Here is a 15,634-nt window from a genome sequence, read left to right as displayed (position 1 = left end):
ACAAACTCTTGCGTGGGGACTGCCGATTCAGGCGCTGCAATCGAGGCAACGCGCGGCCGAAGGATCGAATTCGATCCGCTTCGCCGCAATCGCGTCGCCGCATTCGACGCACCATCCGAATTCGCCCTGTTCGATGCGGCTGAGCGCATTGTCGATGCGCACGATTTCCTGCTGACGGCGGCGTCCCTCGGCCTGCGCCATCGCCTGTTGCTGCATCGCATCCATCCGGCTGAGCCGGCCGACCGACTGCTGGTCGAGCGTCACCGCCGCTCGCGATTCGCTGGCTCCCCGATCGAGCGCCACCAGCTCTGCGCGGCGTTCGATCAGCCGCGCGCGAAACCTGTCCAGATCGGCATCGCTCCAGTCTTCCATGCCCCGATCATCGCCGAACGAACCGGGGGCATGCAACCCGCAGTCCGGAACCGGCGCGCCCTCCCGGCGCTTTGATGGACGAACATCGACCAGTCAGGAGAATCCAATGCGCTTCGAAAATCGTCGCTTGCTCGTCACCGGCGGCACCTCTCCGGCATCGGACTCGCGACCGCAAAACGATTGAGCGACGAAGGCGCGCACATACTCATCACCGGCCATAGCGAAGACCATCTGGCCGAAGCGCGGCAGGCGCTGCCGAATGCAACCGTCATCGCCAATGACGCTGCCGATCCCGACGCTGCGGAAGCGCTTGCAGAAGCGGTGCGCGAATTTGCGCCCGACGGCCTTGACGGGGCCTTTCTGAACGCCGGTTTCGGCCGATTTGCCGCGCTCGACGAAACCGATGCCGACGATATGGACAAGCATTATGCCGTCGATCTGCGCGCGCCGCTGTTACAGGCAAAACTGCTCGCGGACTGCCTGAAGGATGGCGGCGCTCTGCTGCTCATCAGTTCGGGAACGGTCGGCGGAGGCAGGCCCGACGCGCTCGTCTATTCGGCGATGAAGGCAGGCATCCGACAGGCGGTACGCAGCCTGGCCAGTGCATTTGCGCCGCGCGGAATCCGGGTCAATGCGGTCGCCCCCGGCGCCACCGAAACGCGCTTTCATGCGCGCGGCGGGATGAGCGACGATGAAATCCGCGAATATCACAAGAAGGTCGCGAAGATGGTTCCGCTCGGGCGGTTCGGAAAGCCCGAGGAAGCCGCCGCCGTCGCCTGTTTCCTGTTGAGCGACGACGCCAGCTATGTGACGGGTTCCGAGTACCGTGTCGATGGCGGTATCAGCATGGCGTAACCTGAAGGGGGCGGGAAATGAAAAGCGCCGGGTGGGGACGACGCGCGGTCCGGATCGGCGCGGGCCTGTTGCTGTGGCTGGTCGTCGCGCTGTGCCTGACGATCGTCATCGTTCCGCGCTTTCTCGACCGCGTATATTATCGCGGGCCGGTCAGCGATCATTTCGACGGACAGCGGTTTTTCAATCCCGATGGCGACGACAGCGTTCGTCCCCCCGGCGGCGGCAGCCGTGCGGGCTTCATCCTCCGCTATCTGACCGGCCGCGACGGGCGGCCCGCCTGGCCGCGCCACGTGACCGTCGAGCAGAGCCGTCCGGCACGGCGCGTCGGCGATGGGCGGATGGTGGCGACATGGGTCGGTCATGCGACCGTCCTCGTCCAGGCTGACGGGATGAATATCCTCACCGACCCGATCTGGAGCGACAATGCCGGTCCGTTCGGCCTCGGCCCCACGCGCGTGGCGCGGCCGGGGATTCGCTTCGACGATCTCCCCAGGATCGACCTCGTACTGCTAAGCCACAACCATTACGACCATCTCGACCTTGAGACGCTCAAACGGCTGTGGCGGCGCTACAGGCCGCAGATCGTCACCAGCCTCGGCAACGATGCGATCCTGCGCTCGGCAGGTATCGAGGCGCAGGCGTTCGACTGGGGACAAAGCACCCCCGTCCGCCGGCCATGCCGCGGCGCCGATGGCTGCACGGGCAAGGCGTTCGTCACCGTCACCCGCAATCATCACTGGGACAGTCGCTGGTTCGCCGACCGCAACCGCGCGCTGTGGTCGAGCTTCGTCGTGCATTTGCCCGGCGGCAACCTGTTCTTCGGCGGCGATACCGGATTCGGCGATGGCAAATGGGCCGATTCGGCCGCGGCGCTGGGCCCCGTCCGGCTGGCGCTGATCCCGATCGGCGCGTTTCGCTTCGTTCCCGGCCAGATGGCGAGCGGCAGCCATGTCGGCCCGGCGGATGCGGTACGCATATTCGAACGACTGCGCGCCGCGCATGCGATCGGCATCCATTGGGGTACCTTCCGCCTGTCGTGGGAAGGATATGACACGCCGCCAAGGATGCTGAAGCTCGCGGCCAGATGCGCCCATATCGGCAATGCGTTCTCGACCGTCGCAATCGGCCGCGGGGTCAACATCCCCGCCGGTACCACGCCGCCAAAGGCAACGCGGCTTGACCACGACCAGATGCTCGCCTGCCTCGATACGCCCGAAGGCAGGAAGCTGCGTTAATCGTCGTCGTCGCGGTGGCTGGAAAAGGTCGTCGACAGCGCGTGGTACAGCCGGTCCTTGCAGACCCACTGGCTCGACTGGTCGGCGATCAGCGCGGCACCGAGCATCGGCAACATCAGCCCGCGGCTGACCGTCGTTTCGGAAATGATGATCACCGCGGTCAGCGGCGCGCGGACGACGCCGGTAAAATATGCGGTCATCCCCAGCAGCACGACCGCGCTCGCCGGTTCGCCCGGAAGGAACTGGCGCAGCATGTTGCCGAATCCCGCGCCGGTGGCGAGGCTGGGCGCGAAGATACCGCCCGGCAGGCCGGCAACGGCGGTCGCGACGGTCGCGACGAACTTCGCGATGCCGAACCATAGCGGCGCGTGGACGCCCTCGATCATCGCGCGCGCCGGGGCATAGCCAGTGCCCCAGGTCAGCCCGGTCGTGACACCGAGCACGGCGACGACAACGCCGCAGATCGCAGCGGTTGCGAGCGGACGCGCGCGCATCCACCGCAGCACCTTGTGATTGCCGCTGACCGCGAGGAGCAGCAGCCGCGAGAAAATTCCCCCGCCCAGTCCGCCGAGGATGCCCGCCAGCGGCACGACGTAAAGCGCGCTCCGGAACGGGATCGTCGCGCCCGTGACGCCGAAATAGATATAATCCCCCGCCACGCCCTGCGCGACCATGCCCGAGATCAGGATGGCCGTCATCACCAGGAGCGTCATGCGCTGTTCATAGGCGGCGGCGAGTTCTTCGATCGCGAACGCGATACCGGCGAGCGGCGTGTTGAACGCCGCGGCGACACCCGCCGCGCCGCCTGCGATGATCATCGACGCGCGCATCGGCGCATGCATGACCTTGTGCCACAACACCATCACGCCCGCGGCAAGCTGCACCGTCGGTCCTTCGCGGCCCACCGATGCGCCGCACAGTAGCGCGCCGAGCGTCAGGAAGGATTTGAGGATCGCGGTGCGCATCGACACCAGCGCTTCGGACGCACCGGCCGGGTTCGACTTGGCGGCGATGACCTGTGGGATGCCCGAGCCCTTCGACAGCGGCGCCGCATGGTTGGTCGCATAGGCGATGGCGACGAAACCGACCGGCGTCAGCAGCAGCGGCAGATATTTCCACTGATGCACCACATGCAGAAACTGCCCGCTGACCCAGTCGGCGGCGGATGCGAAGATCAGCGCGAACAGGCCGATCGAGATCGCGCCGCCGGTAATCGCCACGCGCCGACGAAAAACGAGCGACTCCGGCCCGTGGCGACGCATCAGGGCGCGAATTCGGCGGCGGGTAAGCTTCTTCACGGCAGGAAAACAACGGAGTCGCGGCTGGGCATGCGCGCTCTCTATCGCGACCAGCGCCACGATCAAAGGCGTAGCACGCAAATTTCTATCATGCGCGTGGTGTTTTGCCCGAAACCCGGCGCAATTCGGCCCGTGACGGCGCGCGGGGGCTTGGGAGAAGCGCGAAGCGGTGATAGCGATTGCCCCGGGAGGGTCGCAATTTGAAAGCTGCAAACGGACGTTTGCCGCGCGTCTATGGCACGTCCATCGACCGCGCGGGATATGCCATCGCCGCCGGTGGCATCTGCACGGGCGCGCTTGTCGCCGCGCTGGTCGCATTGGGGGGACAGCACGGGATGGCCGCGCTCGGCATCGCGTGGGCGCTGGGCAGCGTCTTCGCAATGCTGGGGATCACCGCCGTCGTCACACCGATCTGGCTTGCCGTTCACGCACTGGGATGGCGCGGGCCGGTCGCCGCCGCCGTCACCGGGGCGGCACTCGCGCTGTTCGTCTTTCTCGGCGCGCAGACGCACGGCTTCGGGATGCTGCGCCCCTTGCCGCCGAGCGGGACGGCGCTCGCCTATCGCTGGATCAGCGCCGTGGCGACGAGCCTGATCTGCGCGGCCATCTCCGCCGCCATCGCCGTCCTGATGTGGCGCATCGCCTATCGCCGCGTCGCCTGAGAGGCGTGGACGACTTCGGGACGGGGCAAATGGTTGTGCCAGGCGGATGGGGCGACTGCCACTGGTCAAACGGTTGTTCGCAGCCATTCTCTTGAGATGAAAATTTCAAACCTTTTCAGCGGGCTAATTTCGGCAGGGCTTTCCTTCCACGAGACGACCGTCACGAACTTTGGCCTCGAGGAAGCAACTCTCAAGTTGATCAGCGCCGCCTAAGCCTTGCAGTCGCCGATGCGCTTCGCGGTGATCCGCATCGTCATCGTGCCCGCGCGCCCACCGTTGCTGTCCTTGCGCGTCATCGTCGCCTCCACGTCGAAGCTTTTCGGCGTGAAGGTGCCGCGGTGCCGCATCTCCACCGTGCCGCCGCCGTCGGGCGCGGGACACGCGAGCAAGGCGTCGATATGCCCTTGCTTCAGCGAGATATGGTCGTAGCGACACTGCCCCGTCGGATCGACTGCCTGGGCGAAGACGGGCCGCGCCGTGCTCGGCCGCGTGACGCACGTCTTTTGCGTCTGTTTCTGGCCGAGCTGTTCCATCATCAGCTTGGCGGTGGGCGACCCTTTGGGAATATCGGGATTGTCGAGCGCGGTGATCTGCGTCGTCGTTTCCCACTCGCCGGGTTCCTGACGCTGCATCTGCTTCGTCTTCGACGCGACGTCGGCGACCGAGGCGTTCTTCGCCGAAAAGTCGTCCGACCCGCCGCATCCCGCCAACAGCGTGGCCGCACCAGTCACCAGCAGCATTGATCGCTTCATCATCGTCGCTCCGCGTTGCGGCATGGTCGCCCGCATCCCATATCGTGGCGCTATGGCAATCGAGATCCGCACCAGCCTCGCCGAGCCGGAGACGGGACAGACCTTCGTCCCGCATCGGCCCAACCGTCCTGAAAAGGCCGAAGGCGGCAAGAAGTTCAAACTGGTGAGCGATTATCAGCCGGCGGGCGACCAGCCGGCGGCGATCGAGGAGCTTGTCGGCCAGGCGAAGGCCGGCGAGCGCGACCAGGTGCTGCTGGGCGTCACCGGGTCGGGCAAGACCTTCACCATGGCCAAGGTGGTCGAGCAGTTGCAGCGCCCCGCGCTGGTGCTTGCGCCGAACAAGATTCTCGCAGCTCAGCTCTACGGCGAGTTCAAGCAGTTCTTTCCCGAAAACGCGGTCGAATATTTCGTCAGCTATTACGACTATTACCAGCCCGAAGCCTATGTCCCGCGCTCGGACACGTACATCGAGAAGGAAAGCTCGATCAACGAGCAGATCGACCGCATGCGCCACTCGGCCACGCGCGCGCTGCTCGAACGCGACGATGTACTGATCGTCGCATCGGTGTCGTGCCTGTACGGTATCGGCTCGGTCGAGACCTATTCGGCGATGATCTTCGACATCAAGAAGGGCGATGTCGTCGACCAGCGCGAGATCATCCGCAAGCTCGTGGCGCTCCAGTACAAGCGCAACGACGCAGGCTTCGCGCGCGGCAATTTCCGGGTGCGCGGCGACAGCCTCGAAATCTTTCCCTCGCACTATGAAGACACCGCCTGGCGCGTCGGTTTCTTCGGCGACGATATCGAGGACATCACCGAGTTCGACCCGCTGACCGGCAAGAAGATCGCGAGCCTCGACCGCATTCGCATCTTCGCCAATTCGCACTATGTGACGCCGGGGCCGACGCTCAAACAGGCGATGCAGGCGATCAAGCACGAGCTTGCCGAGCGGCTCAAGGAGTTGCAGGCCGAGGGTAAATTGCTCGAAGCGCAGCGGCTCGAACAGCGCACCAATTTCGACCTCGAGATGATCGCGGCGACGGGCAGCTGCGCGGGCATCGAGAATTACAGCCGCTTCCTCACCGGCCGCCTGCCGGGCGAGCCGCCGCCGACGCTGTTCGAATATCTGCCCGAAAACGCGCTGCTGTTCGTCGATGAAAGCCATGTCACCATCGGGCAGATCAACGGCATGTCGCGCGGCGACCATCGGCGAAAGCTGACCCTCGCCGAATATGGCTTCCGCCTGCCGTCGGCGATCGACAACCGCCCGCTGCGCTTCAACGAATGGGAAGCGATGCGCCCGCAGACGACCTTCGTGTCTGCAACTCCAGGCGGCTGGGAGATGGAGCAGACCGGCGGCGTTTTCACCGAACAGGTCATTCGCCCGACCGGGCTCGTCGATCCGCCCGTCGAAATCCGGCCGGTCGAGGAGCAGGTTCAGGACTGCATCAACGAATGCCGCAGGACCGCCGAGGCCGGGTACCGGACGCTCGTCACCACGCTTACCAAACGCATGGCCGAGGATCTGACCGAATATATGCACGAGGCGGGGATCAAGGTCCGCTACATGCATTCGGACGTCGAGACGCTGGAGCGTATCGAACTGATCCGCGACCTGCGCATGGGCGTCTATGACGTGCTCGTCGGCATCAACCTGCTGCGCGAGGGGCTCGACATTCCCGAATGCGGATTGGTCGCGATCCTCGACGCCGACAAGGAAGGGTTCCTGCGCTCGGAAACGTCGCTCATCCAGACGATCGGCCGCGCCGCGCGCAACGTCGACGGGCGCGTGATCCTCTATGCCGATCGCATGACCGGCAGCATGGAACGCGCGATCAACGAGACCGAACGCCGCCGTGAAAAGCAACTCGCCTACAATGCCGAACACGGCATCACGCCGGAAACGGTGCGCAAGAAGATCGGCGATATCGTCGCGCATGTCGCGTCGAAGGATCAGGTGACGGTCGAGATCGACGACGAGCATCCGCACATGGTCGGCCACAATCTGCGCGCCTATATCGAGGAACTCGAAAAGAAGATGCGCGACGCCGCCGCGAACCTCGAGTTCGAGGAGGCGGGCCGCCTGCGCGACCAGATTCGCGAGCTCGAAAACGAGGAGCTTGGCCTGCCCGAGGGCGAGAAAAAGGCGCCGCTGATGGGCCGGTCGAACGAGGGCAAGCCCGGCACGCGCAAGACACGCTATGGCAAGGTGCAGAAGAAATTCGGCGGCGGCGGACGTCGATAGCCTGCGCGGCGACCAACGACCGCGGGAGTGCAGTGGAGGGCCTGCGCGTCGCCGCTTTTGGTGCTTGACCAATATAATACACCAGCGCAATTTGGCGCCCATCCTTGTGGGAGATTTCTTATGCGCCCGATTGCCCTGGCTCTGTGTTTATCGTTGCTTTCGCCTGCACCCGCCCTCGCTCAGACCGCCACCAGCGCGGATGTCGCTGCAGCGGTTGCCGCGCCGGGGCGGTCGGACGACGCGGTCAAGCTCGACGAAAGTCGCCGGCCCGCAAAGGTCCTTCCGTTCCTGGGGCTGAAAAAGGGCGACGCCGCTGCCGATATCATGGCCGGAACAGGCTATTACTCGGAATTGATAGCGCGCGTCGTAGGGCCGCGCGGAGCCGTCCTCGCCTATGAGCCGAAGCAGTTCTATGACGGTCAGCAAAAGGCGGTTGCGGCATGGGACGCCCTGAAAAAGCGCGAACCCAACGTCACGCTGGAAACCTATCCCTTCGATGCCTTCAGCGCGCCCGCAGGCAGCTTCGACTTCGTCCTTCTGCACATGGTCTATCACGATCTTTACTGGCAGAGTGACAAGTTCGGGATACCCAAAACCGATCCTGCACGCTTTCTTGCCGCGCTCTTCCGCGCGACCAAGCCCGGCGGGATCGTCGGCGTGGTCGATCATGTCGCCGATCCGAACGACGACACGCGCGCGACGGTCGACCGGCTCCACCGCATCGATCCCGCGGTAATCCGGGCCGATTTCGAGAATGCGGGTTTCGTTCTCGAGGCCGAAAGCGACGCGCTGCGCATGCCTTCGGACGATCATTCAAAGCTGGTGTTCGACCCGTCCGTCCGCGGCAAGACCGACCGGATCGTCTATCGATTTCGCAAGCCGGCCTGAATCAGGCGGGTTCGGACTTGAGAGGGGCGTTCGGGGCCTTCATAAGCGATCGCCATGCGTACCCGTAGCCTAGCCCTTGCGCTCGCCCTTCTCGCCGCCGGTTGCGTTCCGCAATCGCCGCCGCCCCTGCCCGCTCCGCAACCGTCGCCGGTCCCCACGCCTGCGCCCGCTCCGGTGCCGACACCATCGCCGACGCCGCAACCGACCGGCGACTGGCGCGACTGGCCGCTGACGCCCGGAGACTGGACCTATCGGCAGGACGATCGCGGGTCGCTCGCGCTGTTCGGCCAGCCGGGCGAAGATGCGCTGTTCGTGATCCGTTGCGACAAGCAGCGCGGTCAGGTCTATCTCTCGCGTGCCGGTCTGATCCAGGGGCCGCTGCCCATTACCATCCGCACGACATCGATGACGCGCACGGTCAGCGCCAGCCCGACGGGCGGCACGCCGCCTTATGCCGCGGCCGCGCTCGCGCCGGGCGACCGGCTGCTCGACGCGATGAGCTTCAGCCGGGGCCGCTTCATCGTCGAGGCTGCGGGCATGCCGACGCTCGTCATCCCCGCCTGGTCGGAGGTTCCGCGGGTTACCGAAGACTGTCGTTGATGCGGGTCGTGCCGGCACTGCTCGTAGCGCTGGCGCTCGCAGGTTGCGGCGGAGACGAGGCCGCGCCGCAAAATCGGTCACCCGCGTCGAACCGCGCGGATGCGGCGGCCCCATCTACCGAGCCGCCGGTCGCGAACACGCCCGGCGCGCTGCCCGCTCCCGAATTTGCCGGAGCGGACATGGCGAAGGGGAGCTGGACCTCGAAAACGCTCGCCGGCGGCTCAGCGGCACTGTTCGGCCCCTCCGAAAGCGAAGCGCGCTTCATCATCCGCTGCGACCCCGACAGCCACCAGATCGTCTTCATCCGCAGCGGCGCGATGCCCGTACAGGATGCGATGATGCACATCGCCACCGATACCGGCGCGACCGCCTTTCCCGCGCACGCCGCCGATACGCAGGCTCCAGAGGTACGCGCCGAAAGTTCGCCCACGCTTCCCTTTGTCGGAGAAACGCTCGCGGCGAACCCGGCCCGGATCGCGGTGAAGCTGGGTGACGACCCCGCGCTCGTCATGCCCGGCGACCCGGCGATCGGACGTGTCATCCATGGTTGCCGCGGATAGCTTCACGCGGGCACGCGTTTTGGCTCGAGGAGGAAAGAGCCATGACCACCGACAAGAAATGGTCGCAGGACGTGACCGAGCATTCCGACGCGCTCGATCTGGAAGAAGGCGTCTTTACCTGGAACGACCCCGACCGGATCGCGGCGTCGCTCAAGAATTCAGCTGAGCAGAGCGACCGCAAAAAGGGATCGGACTATCAGTCGGCGATGTCGATGCTGACCTTCTACATCAATCGCGCCGGCAGCGGCCTCGATGCGAAGCAGAAACAGGTGCTGGAGGATGCGAAGGATTCGCTGCGCGAGGCATTCGGCAGAGCCTGATCGGCGCAGGCGGAGGAGAATCGCGCAAACCGCGATGCATTACAAGACTTGTTCTGCGACTCGCGATGATTCATTGATTCGCATGTACCCGGCAGGGTGCGTAGCTCTTCAACTAGCGAAAGGAGGTGATCCGATGTCTCATGGTTCAGCAATGGGGTCGGTTCAGTTCGTTCGGGAGACGCGCCGCTGAGCTGACGCGGCGGACGGAAGCCCTCCGTCCGCTTTGGTGAGCGGGAGGTATCCTCCTCCAATCAACGCTCGCCAGCGAAAGCAAAGCGGCTCGCATGGTCTCCCGGGCTGGAGCTCTCCGGCCGCTGACCATGCTTGAGGCTGTCGGGCTCTGCGGGGCCCGGCAGCCTCTTTCATTTTTCGCGTGCGTTCTCAGCCCTGCTCGCCGGCCAGCGCCTTGAGCCGGTAGAGCGTATCGAGCGCCTCGCGCGGGGACAGCGCATCGACGTCGAGCGTTTCCAGTTCGGTGCGGAGCGCGTCCGCCTCCTCTTCCTCCTGCTCGGCGGCAGCGGCGAACAGCGGCAGATCGTCGAGCCCCGCTGCGATGCCGCCCGTCTTTTCGCGTCCCGCTTCCAGCTTGGCGAGTACCGCCTTGGCGCGCGCCAGTGCCGATTTCGGCAGTCCGGCAAGGCGCGCTACGTCGAGTCCGTAACTACGATCGGCAGGACCGTCGCTGACCTCGTGCAGCAGGACGAGATCGCCCTTCCATTCGCGCGCGCGGACGTGATGGAGCGACAATGCATCGCAGCGTTCGGCGAGCCGGGTCAGTTCGTGATAGTGCGTCGCGAACAGGCAGCGGCAGCGATTTTCCTCGTGGATCGCCTCGACCACCGCCCAGGCGATTGCGAGCCCGTCATAGGTCGAGGTGCCGCGCCCGACCTCGTCGAGGATGACGAAGCTCTGCGGCCCCGCCTGGGCGAGGATGGCGGCGGTTTCGACCATTTCGACCATGAAGGTCGAACGTCCGCGCGCGAGATTGTCCGATGCGCCGACGCGGCTGAACAGGCGGTCGACCAACCCCAGCGTCACGCTCGATGCCGGGACGTAGCTGCCCGCCTGTGCGAGTACGGCGATCAGCGCGTTCTGGCGCAAAAAGGTCGATTTGCCGCCCATGTTCGGACCGGTGACGAGCCACAGCCGCGAATCCTCCGACAGCTTGCAGTCGTTCGCGACGAAGCGTTCGCCGGTCTTGTGGAGCGCGGCTTCGACCACCGGATGGCGACCGCCCTCGACCTCGAAACAGGCATGATCGACCAGGCCGGGCCGTATCCATCCGCCCTCGGCCGCGCGCTCGGCAAGTCCGGCCGCGACGTCGATCCGGGCGAGCGCATCGGCGGTCGCCGCAATCGCCTCGCGCGTTTCGAGCGCGGTGGCGATCAAGTCTTCGAGATGCGCGGCTTCGGCGGCGAGCGCGTGCGCACCGGCCTGCGTGACCTTGGTCGCGGTCTCGTGCAGTTTGGGGCTGTTGAAGCGCACCACGCCGGCGAGCGTCTGGCGATGGGTAAAGCCGCTATCGGGCGCCATCAGCGCGTCGGCATGTTTCGACGGTACCTCGACATGATAGCCGAGCACATTGTTGTGCCGCACCTTGAGCGCGTTGATGCCAGTTTGCTCGCGGTAGCGCGCCTCGAGCGCCGCTATCGCGCGCCGCCCGCCTGCGCCGGTCGCGCGCAGGTCGTCGAGTGCGGCGTCATAGCCCTCGGCGATATAGCCGCCCTTGTCGGTGTCGATCGGCGGATCGGGCACCAATGCGCGCTTCATGAGGTCGATCAGCGCACCATGCCCGCGCAGCCTGGGCGCAAGATCGGCGAGGAGCGGCGGCACGTCGGCGATCGCCGCCAGCTTCTCGCCCAGCATCCATGCGCCTTCGAGCCCGTCGCGAAGCTGGCCGAGATCGCGCGGTGCCCCCCTGCCCGCGGCCAGCCGTCCGATCGCGCGGCCGATATCGGGAAGCGCGCGCAGCGCCGAGCGCGTGGTCTCCCGCAGCCCCGCATCGTCGTGGAAACGCTGCACCAGCGCGAGGCGCGCCTCGATCGCGCTGCGCTCCATCAGCGGCGCGGCGATATCCTGCGCCAGCATCCGCGCGCCGGCGCCCGTCACCGTGCGGTCGGCGGCGTCGAGCAGGCTGCCCTTGCGGCTGCCCGCCGTGCTGACCGTCAACTCGAGGCTCTCTCGCGTGGCCGCGTCGATCGCCATCGTCGCGCCCATATCGGTAATGAGCGGCGGCCGCAGGAAAGGGAGCGATCCCTTTGCAGTATGATCGAGATAGGCGACGAGCCCGCCACAGGCCGCGAGCGCTGCGCGCGAAAACTGGCCATAGCCGTCGAGCGTCGCGACGCCGTGGAGGCGTTTCAGCCGCTCCTCGCCCTTGCCGCTGTCGAATTCCGCCTTGGGCCTGAGCGTGGTCGCTGCCTCGGCAAAGGCGGTGGCGTCGGAGGCGATCACCTCGGCCGGGTTGAGCCGCGCCAGTTCGGACGCCAGCCCCGCCGCACTCGTGCCGCATACTTCGAACCGGCCGGTCGAGATGTCGGCCGCAGCAACCGCGATCTCGCCCGCCGCCTCGCCGATCGCGACGCACCAGTTGGCGGCGCGGGCGTCGAGCAGCGCTTCTTCGGTCAGTGTGCCCGCGGTGACGACGCGGACGATCGCGCGCTCGACGAGCGCCTTCGATCCGCCGCGCCTCTTCGCCTCCTCGGGCGTTTCGACCTGATCCGCGATGGCGACGCGGTGCCCCGCCTTGATAAGGCGCGCGAGATAGCTTTCAGCCGAATGCGCGGGCACGCCGCACATCGCGACCTTTTCGCCATCATGTTCGCCGCGCGCTGTCAGCGCGATGTCGAGCGTCGCGGCAGCGACCTTGGCGTCGTCGAAGAACAGTTCGAAAAAGTCGCCCATGCGATAAAAGAGCAGGCAGTCGGCCGCCTGCTCCTTCAACGCGAGATACTGGGCCATCATGGGTGTGGGACCTGCGGGCATGACGGCGTGCCTAGCCGAGCCGGAAGCGACTCTAAAGCCCTTTGCATCGCGGGGGTGACAGCGAGGCGCCAAGCCCCCTAAAGGACGTAGCGTCAGTTCAACGAAGGTCCCGCTCCATCATGTCCGAAGAATCGAACGTCCAGTTTTCCGAACGCGAAGCATTGCTGTTCCATTCGGAGGGGCGCCCGGGCAAGATCGAGATCGTCGCGTCGAAGCCGATGTCGACGCAGCGGGACCTGGCGCTTGCCTATTCGCCGGGGGTCGCCGTCCCCGTCCGCGCCATCGCCGAAGACCCGCACACCGCCTATGACTATACGGCCAAGGGCAATCTCGTTGCCGTGATTTCCAATGGTACCGCTATCCTTGGACTCGGCAATCTGGGCGCGCTCGCATCCAAGCCGGTGATGGAGGGCAAGGCGGTGCTGTTCAAACGCTTCGCCGATGTCGATTCGATCGATCTCGAGCTGAAGACCGAGGATGTCGACAAGTTCATCTCCGCCGTCGAGCTGATGGAGCCGAGCTTCGGCGGCATTAATCTGGAAGATATCAAGTCGCCCGAATGCTTCATCATCGAGCAGACGCTGCGCGAGCGGATGAACATTCCGGTCTTTCACGACGATCAGCACGGCACCGCGATCATCGCCGCGGCCGGCCTCATCAACGCGCTGCACCTGACCGGGCGCGACATCAAGAAGACGCGCGTGGTGATGAACGGCGCGGGTGCAGCGGCGATCGCGTGCGCCGACCTTATCAAGGCGATGGGCCTGCCGCAGGAAAACATGCTGATGCTCGACCGCAGTGGCGTGCTTTATCAGGGCCGCGACGGCATCAATCAGTGGCAATCGACTCACGCCGTCGACACCGACCGCCGGACACTGGAAGACGCGCTCGACGGCGCCGACGTTTTCCTCGGCCTGTCGGCGGCAGGCGCGCTTCCCGCCGAATATCTGGCGACGATGGCCGACAAGCCGATCGTCTTCGCAATGGCCAATCCCGACCCGGAAATCAGCCCGCCCGAGGCGAAGAAGGCGCGGCCCGACGTCATTATCGCGACCGGCCGGTCGGACTATCCCAACCAGGTCAACAACGTTCTCGGCTTCCCGTTCATCTTCCGCGGCGCGCTCGACGTGCGCGCGACGACGATCAACGACGAGATGAAGATCGCGGCGGCCGAGGCGCTCGCCGAACTCGCGCGCCAGCAGGTGCCCGAAGAAGTCGCGACGGCATACAATACCAAGCACAGCTTCGGCCCCGATTACATCATTCCCGCGCCGTTCGATCCGCGGCTGATGGAAATCGTGCCCGCCGCCGTCGCCAAGGCGGCGATGGATTCGGGGGTCGCGACCAAACCGATCCTCGACATGGCCGCCTATCGCCAGGAACTGCGCGGGCGCCTCAACCCGACGACATCGGTGTTGCAGCTAGCCTATGAAGGTGCGCGGTCGCGCCCCAAGCGCGTCATCTTTGCCGAGGGCGAGGAAGAGGTCGTGCTGCGCGCGGCAATCGCATTCCGCGATGGCGGATACGGAACGCCGGTGCTTGTCGGCCGCGACGATGTGCATGACCGGCTGCGCGCGCTGGGCGTCGATGACCCCGAAAGCTTCGAAGTGCACAACAGTCGCCACTCGCCGCTGGTGCCCAAGATGGTCGATTTCCTTTATGCCCGACTGCAGCGGCGCGGCTATCTGCGCCGCGATTGCGAGCGGATGGTCAACCAGAACCGCAACGTGTTCGGCGGGCTGATGCTCCAGCTGGGCGAGGGCGATGCCATGATTACCGGCACCACGCGGACCTATGCGCAGACTACGCGCGAACTTCGCCGCGTCATCGACCCCAAGCCGGACCGGACACCGTTCGGCATCCACATCATGGTCGGGCATACGCACACCGTCTTCATCGCCGACACCACGGTGAACGAGCGTCCCGATGCCGAAGAGCTGGCCGATATCGCCGAACAGACGGCGCAGGTGGCGCGGCGCATGGGGCACGAACCGCGCGTCGCGTTCCTCAGCTATTCGACCTTCGGCAATCCCGAGGGCAAGTGGCTCGACAATATTCGCGCCGCCGTACAGGTGCTCGACAAGCGTGAGGTCGGATTCGAATATGAAGGCGAGATGGCGCCCGATGTCGCGCTCAATCCGCGCCAGCTCGCCAATTATCCGTTTGCGCGCCTTTCGGGTCCCGCCAATGTGCTGGTGATGCCGGGCCTGCAATCGGCCAATATCTCCGCCAAGATCCTGCGCGAACTGGGCGGCGATTCGGTGATCGGTCCGATGCTCGTCGGGATGGAAAAGCCGGTCCAGATCGCCCCGATGACGTCGAGCGCGAGCGAGCTTGTCACGCTTGCCGTCCTCGCCGCAGGCGGCATGGTCGGGTGACATCGTCGCCGGCGCTCAGCCTGCGCAGCTATGTGAAACGGCGTCTCGGCGTTCCGCTCGGTGCACCGGGTTCGCTGTCGGCCATGGGGCGCCGCGCGTTCGGCGCGCGATCCTTCGCCGGCTTCTGGCTCTACTGGAATCCGATCTTCGGCTATGGATTGGGGCGCTACATATTCACACCGCTTCGCAGGGCGGTGCCGCGCGCATTGGCGCTGCTCGGCACCTTCGTCTTTTGCGGCATGCTGCACGATGCCGTGACGTTACTGGTTCGCGGTTCGACGGTTGGGCTGTTCACCGCCTGGTTCGCGTTTCTCGCCATCGGAGTCCTGGTCGGCGAGGCGGTCGGCATGAACCTGTCGCGCTTCGCCCATCCGGTCCGTGCGGGCGCGCACATAAGCTATATCGCAACGTCGCTCGGCGCGGCGCTTGCGGTAACGCGGTCACTGGCCGGTTAGGATTTTGCGGCTCCGGGGCCAGCGCCCGT

14 protein-coding genes are annotated in these 15,634 nt (G+C 65.7%); 10 read left to right on the top strand and 4 right to left on the bottom strand.

Annotated features, from left to right (window positions below; translation table 11 throughout):
- Positions 1-27 precede the first annotated feature (27 nt).
- Positions 28-372 (bottom strand): TraR/DksA family transcriptional regulator, encoded by a 345-nt coding sequence (locus tag J7S20_RS12765; RefSeq protein ID WP_284054631.1) that lies wholly within the window; start codon positions 370-372, stop codon positions 28-30.
- 84 nt (positions 373-456) lie between these two features.
- Between J7S20_RS12765 and J7S20_RS12760 the strand changes: the two genes are divergently transcribed.
- Positions 457-1,227 carry an SDR family NAD(P)-dependent oxidoreductase gene (locus J7S20_RS12760; protein WP_347709243.1) on the top strand — a complete coding sequence of 257 codons (771 nt, stop codon included), beginning with the start codon at positions 457-459 and terminating at the stop codon, positions 1,225-1,227.
- Positions 1,228-1,244: 17 nt separating this feature from the next.
- Entirely contained in the window at positions 1,245-2,462 is a 1,218-nt protein-coding gene (locus J7S20_RS12755) for an MBL fold metallo-hydrolase (RefSeq protein WP_284054630.1), read from the top strand.
- Here the strand turns inward: J7S20_RS12755 and J7S20_RS12750 are convergent.
- Positions 2,459-3,724 (bottom strand): chloride channel protein, encoded by a 1,266-nt coding sequence (locus J7S20_RS12750; RefSeq protein WP_284055079.1) that lies wholly within the window; start codon positions 3,722-3,724, stop codon positions 2,459-2,461. The genes J7S20_RS12755 and J7S20_RS12750 overlap by 4 nt on opposite strands.
- Before the next feature lie 236 nt (positions 3,725-3,960).
- Between J7S20_RS12750 and J7S20_RS12745 the strand changes: the two genes are divergently transcribed.
- Entirely contained in the window at positions 3,961-4,422 is a 462-nt protein-coding gene (locus J7S20_RS12745) for a hypothetical protein (protein ID WP_284054629.1), read from the top strand.
- A gap of 209 nt (positions 4,423-4,631) precedes the next feature.
- Here the strand turns inward: J7S20_RS12745 and J7S20_RS12740 are convergent, their stop codons facing one another.
- Positions 4,632-5,198 (bottom strand): DUF3617 domain-containing protein, encoded by a 567-nt coding sequence (locus tag J7S20_RS12740; RefSeq protein WP_284054628.1) that lies wholly within the window; start codon positions 5,196-5,198, stop codon positions 4,632-4,634.
- A gap of 28 nt (positions 5,199-5,226) precedes the next feature.
- Between J7S20_RS12740 and uvrB the strand changes: the two genes are divergently transcribed.
- The 5 genes from uvrB (at position 5,227) to J7S20_RS12715 (ending at position 9,787) form a co-directional block, all read left to right on the top strand.
- Entirely contained in the window at positions 5,227-7,419 is a 2,193-nt protein-coding gene (gene uvrB, locus J7S20_RS12735) for an excinuclease ABC subunit UvrB (protein WP_284054627.1), read from the top strand.
- 153 nt (positions 7,420-7,572) lie between these two features.
- The gene (locus tag J7S20_RS12730; protein WP_284054626.1) at positions 7,573-8,307 is read left to right on the top strand and encodes a class I SAM-dependent methyltransferase; all 735 of its coding nucleotides are present in this window, start codon (positions 7,573-7,575) and stop codon (positions 8,305-8,307) included.
- Between the two features lie 54 nt (positions 8,308-8,361).
- Complete coding sequence (locus J7S20_RS12725) at positions 8,362-8,907, top strand: hypothetical protein (RefSeq protein ID WP_284054625.1); 546 nt, start codon at positions 8,362-8,364, stop codon at positions 8,905-8,907.
- Positions 8,907-9,467 (top strand): hypothetical protein, encoded by a 561-nt coding sequence (locus J7S20_RS12720; RefSeq protein ID WP_284054624.1) that lies wholly within the window; start codon positions 8,907-8,909, stop codon positions 9,465-9,467. The genes J7S20_RS12725 and J7S20_RS12720 overlap by 1 nt, the downstream gene beginning before the upstream one ends.
- 41 nt (positions 9,468-9,508) lie before the next feature.
- On the top strand, positions 9,509-9,787 hold the full coding sequence (locus tag J7S20_RS12715) for a DUF3175 domain-containing protein (protein ID WP_284054623.1): 279 nt from the start codon (positions 9,509-9,511) through the stop codon (positions 9,785-9,787).
- A gap of 381 nt (positions 9,788-10,168) precedes the next feature.
- Here the strand turns inward: J7S20_RS12715 and mutS are convergent, their stop codons facing one another.
- Complete coding sequence (gene mutS, locus J7S20_RS12710) at positions 10,169-12,751, bottom strand: DNA mismatch repair protein MutS (protein ID WP_284055078.1); 2,583 nt, start codon at positions 12,749-12,751, stop codon at positions 10,169-10,171.
- Positions 12,752-12,891: 140 nt separating this feature from the next.
- On the opposite strand from mutS, the gene J7S20_RS12705 reads away from it, so the two are divergent.
- Positions 12,892-15,150, top strand: coding sequence for an NADP-dependent malic enzyme (locus tag J7S20_RS12705; protein ID WP_284054622.1), 2,259 nt, complete (start codon positions 12,892-12,894; stop codon positions 15,148-15,150).
- Complete coding sequence (locus J7S20_RS12700; RefSeq protein WP_284054621.1) at positions 15,147-15,605, top strand: membrane-bound O-acyltransferase family protein; 459 nt, start codon at positions 15,147-15,149, stop codon at positions 15,603-15,605. Before J7S20_RS12705 ends, J7S20_RS12700 begins: the two co-directional genes overlap by 4 nt.
- The last annotated feature ends 29 nt before the right edge of the window (positions 15,606-15,634 follow it).

This window comes from Stakelama marina (assembly GCF_018122655.1).
Classification (GTDB): domain Bacteria; phylum Pseudomonadota; class Alphaproteobacteria; order Sphingomonadales; family Sphingomonadaceae; genus Sphingomonas; species Sphingomonas marina.
Note: the sequence above shows the minus strand (reverse complement) of the source record. Positions and strands in the feature narration are given on the sequence as shown.

What these genes read in the sequence shown, in the direction of transcription:
- J7S20_RS12715 (WP_284054623.1), top strand. Translation starts at nt 9,509, where the DNA reads ATGACCACCGACAAGAAATGGTCGCAGGACGTGACCGAGCATTCCGAC.
- uvrB (WP_284054627.1), top strand. Translation starts at nt 5,227, where the DNA reads ATGGCAATCGAGATCCGCACCAGCCTCGCCGAGCCGGAGACGGGACAG.
- J7S20_RS12765 (WP_284054631.1), bottom strand. Translation starts at nt 372, where the DNA reads ATGGAAGACTGGAGCGATGCCGATCTGGACAGGTTTCGCGCGCGGCTG.
- J7S20_RS12720 (WP_284054624.1), top strand. Translation starts at nt 8,907, where the DNA reads ATGCGGGTCGTGCCGGCACTGCTCGTAGCGCTGGCGCTCGCAGGTTGC.
- mutS (WP_284055078.1), bottom strand. Translation starts at nt 12,751, where the DNA reads ATGATGGCCCAGTATCTCGCGTTGAAGGAGCAGGCGGCCGACTGCCTG.
- J7S20_RS12740 (WP_284054628.1), bottom strand. Translation starts at nt 5,198, where the DNA reads ATGCCGCAACGCGGAGCGACGATGATGAAGCGATCAATGCTGCTGGTG.
- J7S20_RS12705 (WP_284054622.1), top strand. Translation starts at nt 12,892, where the DNA reads ATGTCCGAAGAATCGAACGTCCAGTTTTCCGAACGCGAAGCATTGCTG.
- J7S20_RS12755 (WP_284054630.1), top strand. Translation starts at nt 1,245, where the DNA reads ATGAAAAGCGCCGGGTGGGGACGACGCGCGGTCCGGATCGGCGCGGGC.
- J7S20_RS12750 (WP_284055079.1), bottom strand. Translation starts at nt 3,724, where the DNA reads ATGCGTCGCCACGGGCCGGAGTCGCTCGTTTTTCGTCGGCGCGTGGCG.
- J7S20_RS12725 (WP_284054625.1), top strand. Translation starts at nt 8,362, where the DNA reads ATGCGTACCCGTAGCCTAGCCCTTGCGCTCGCCCTTCTCGCCGCCGGT.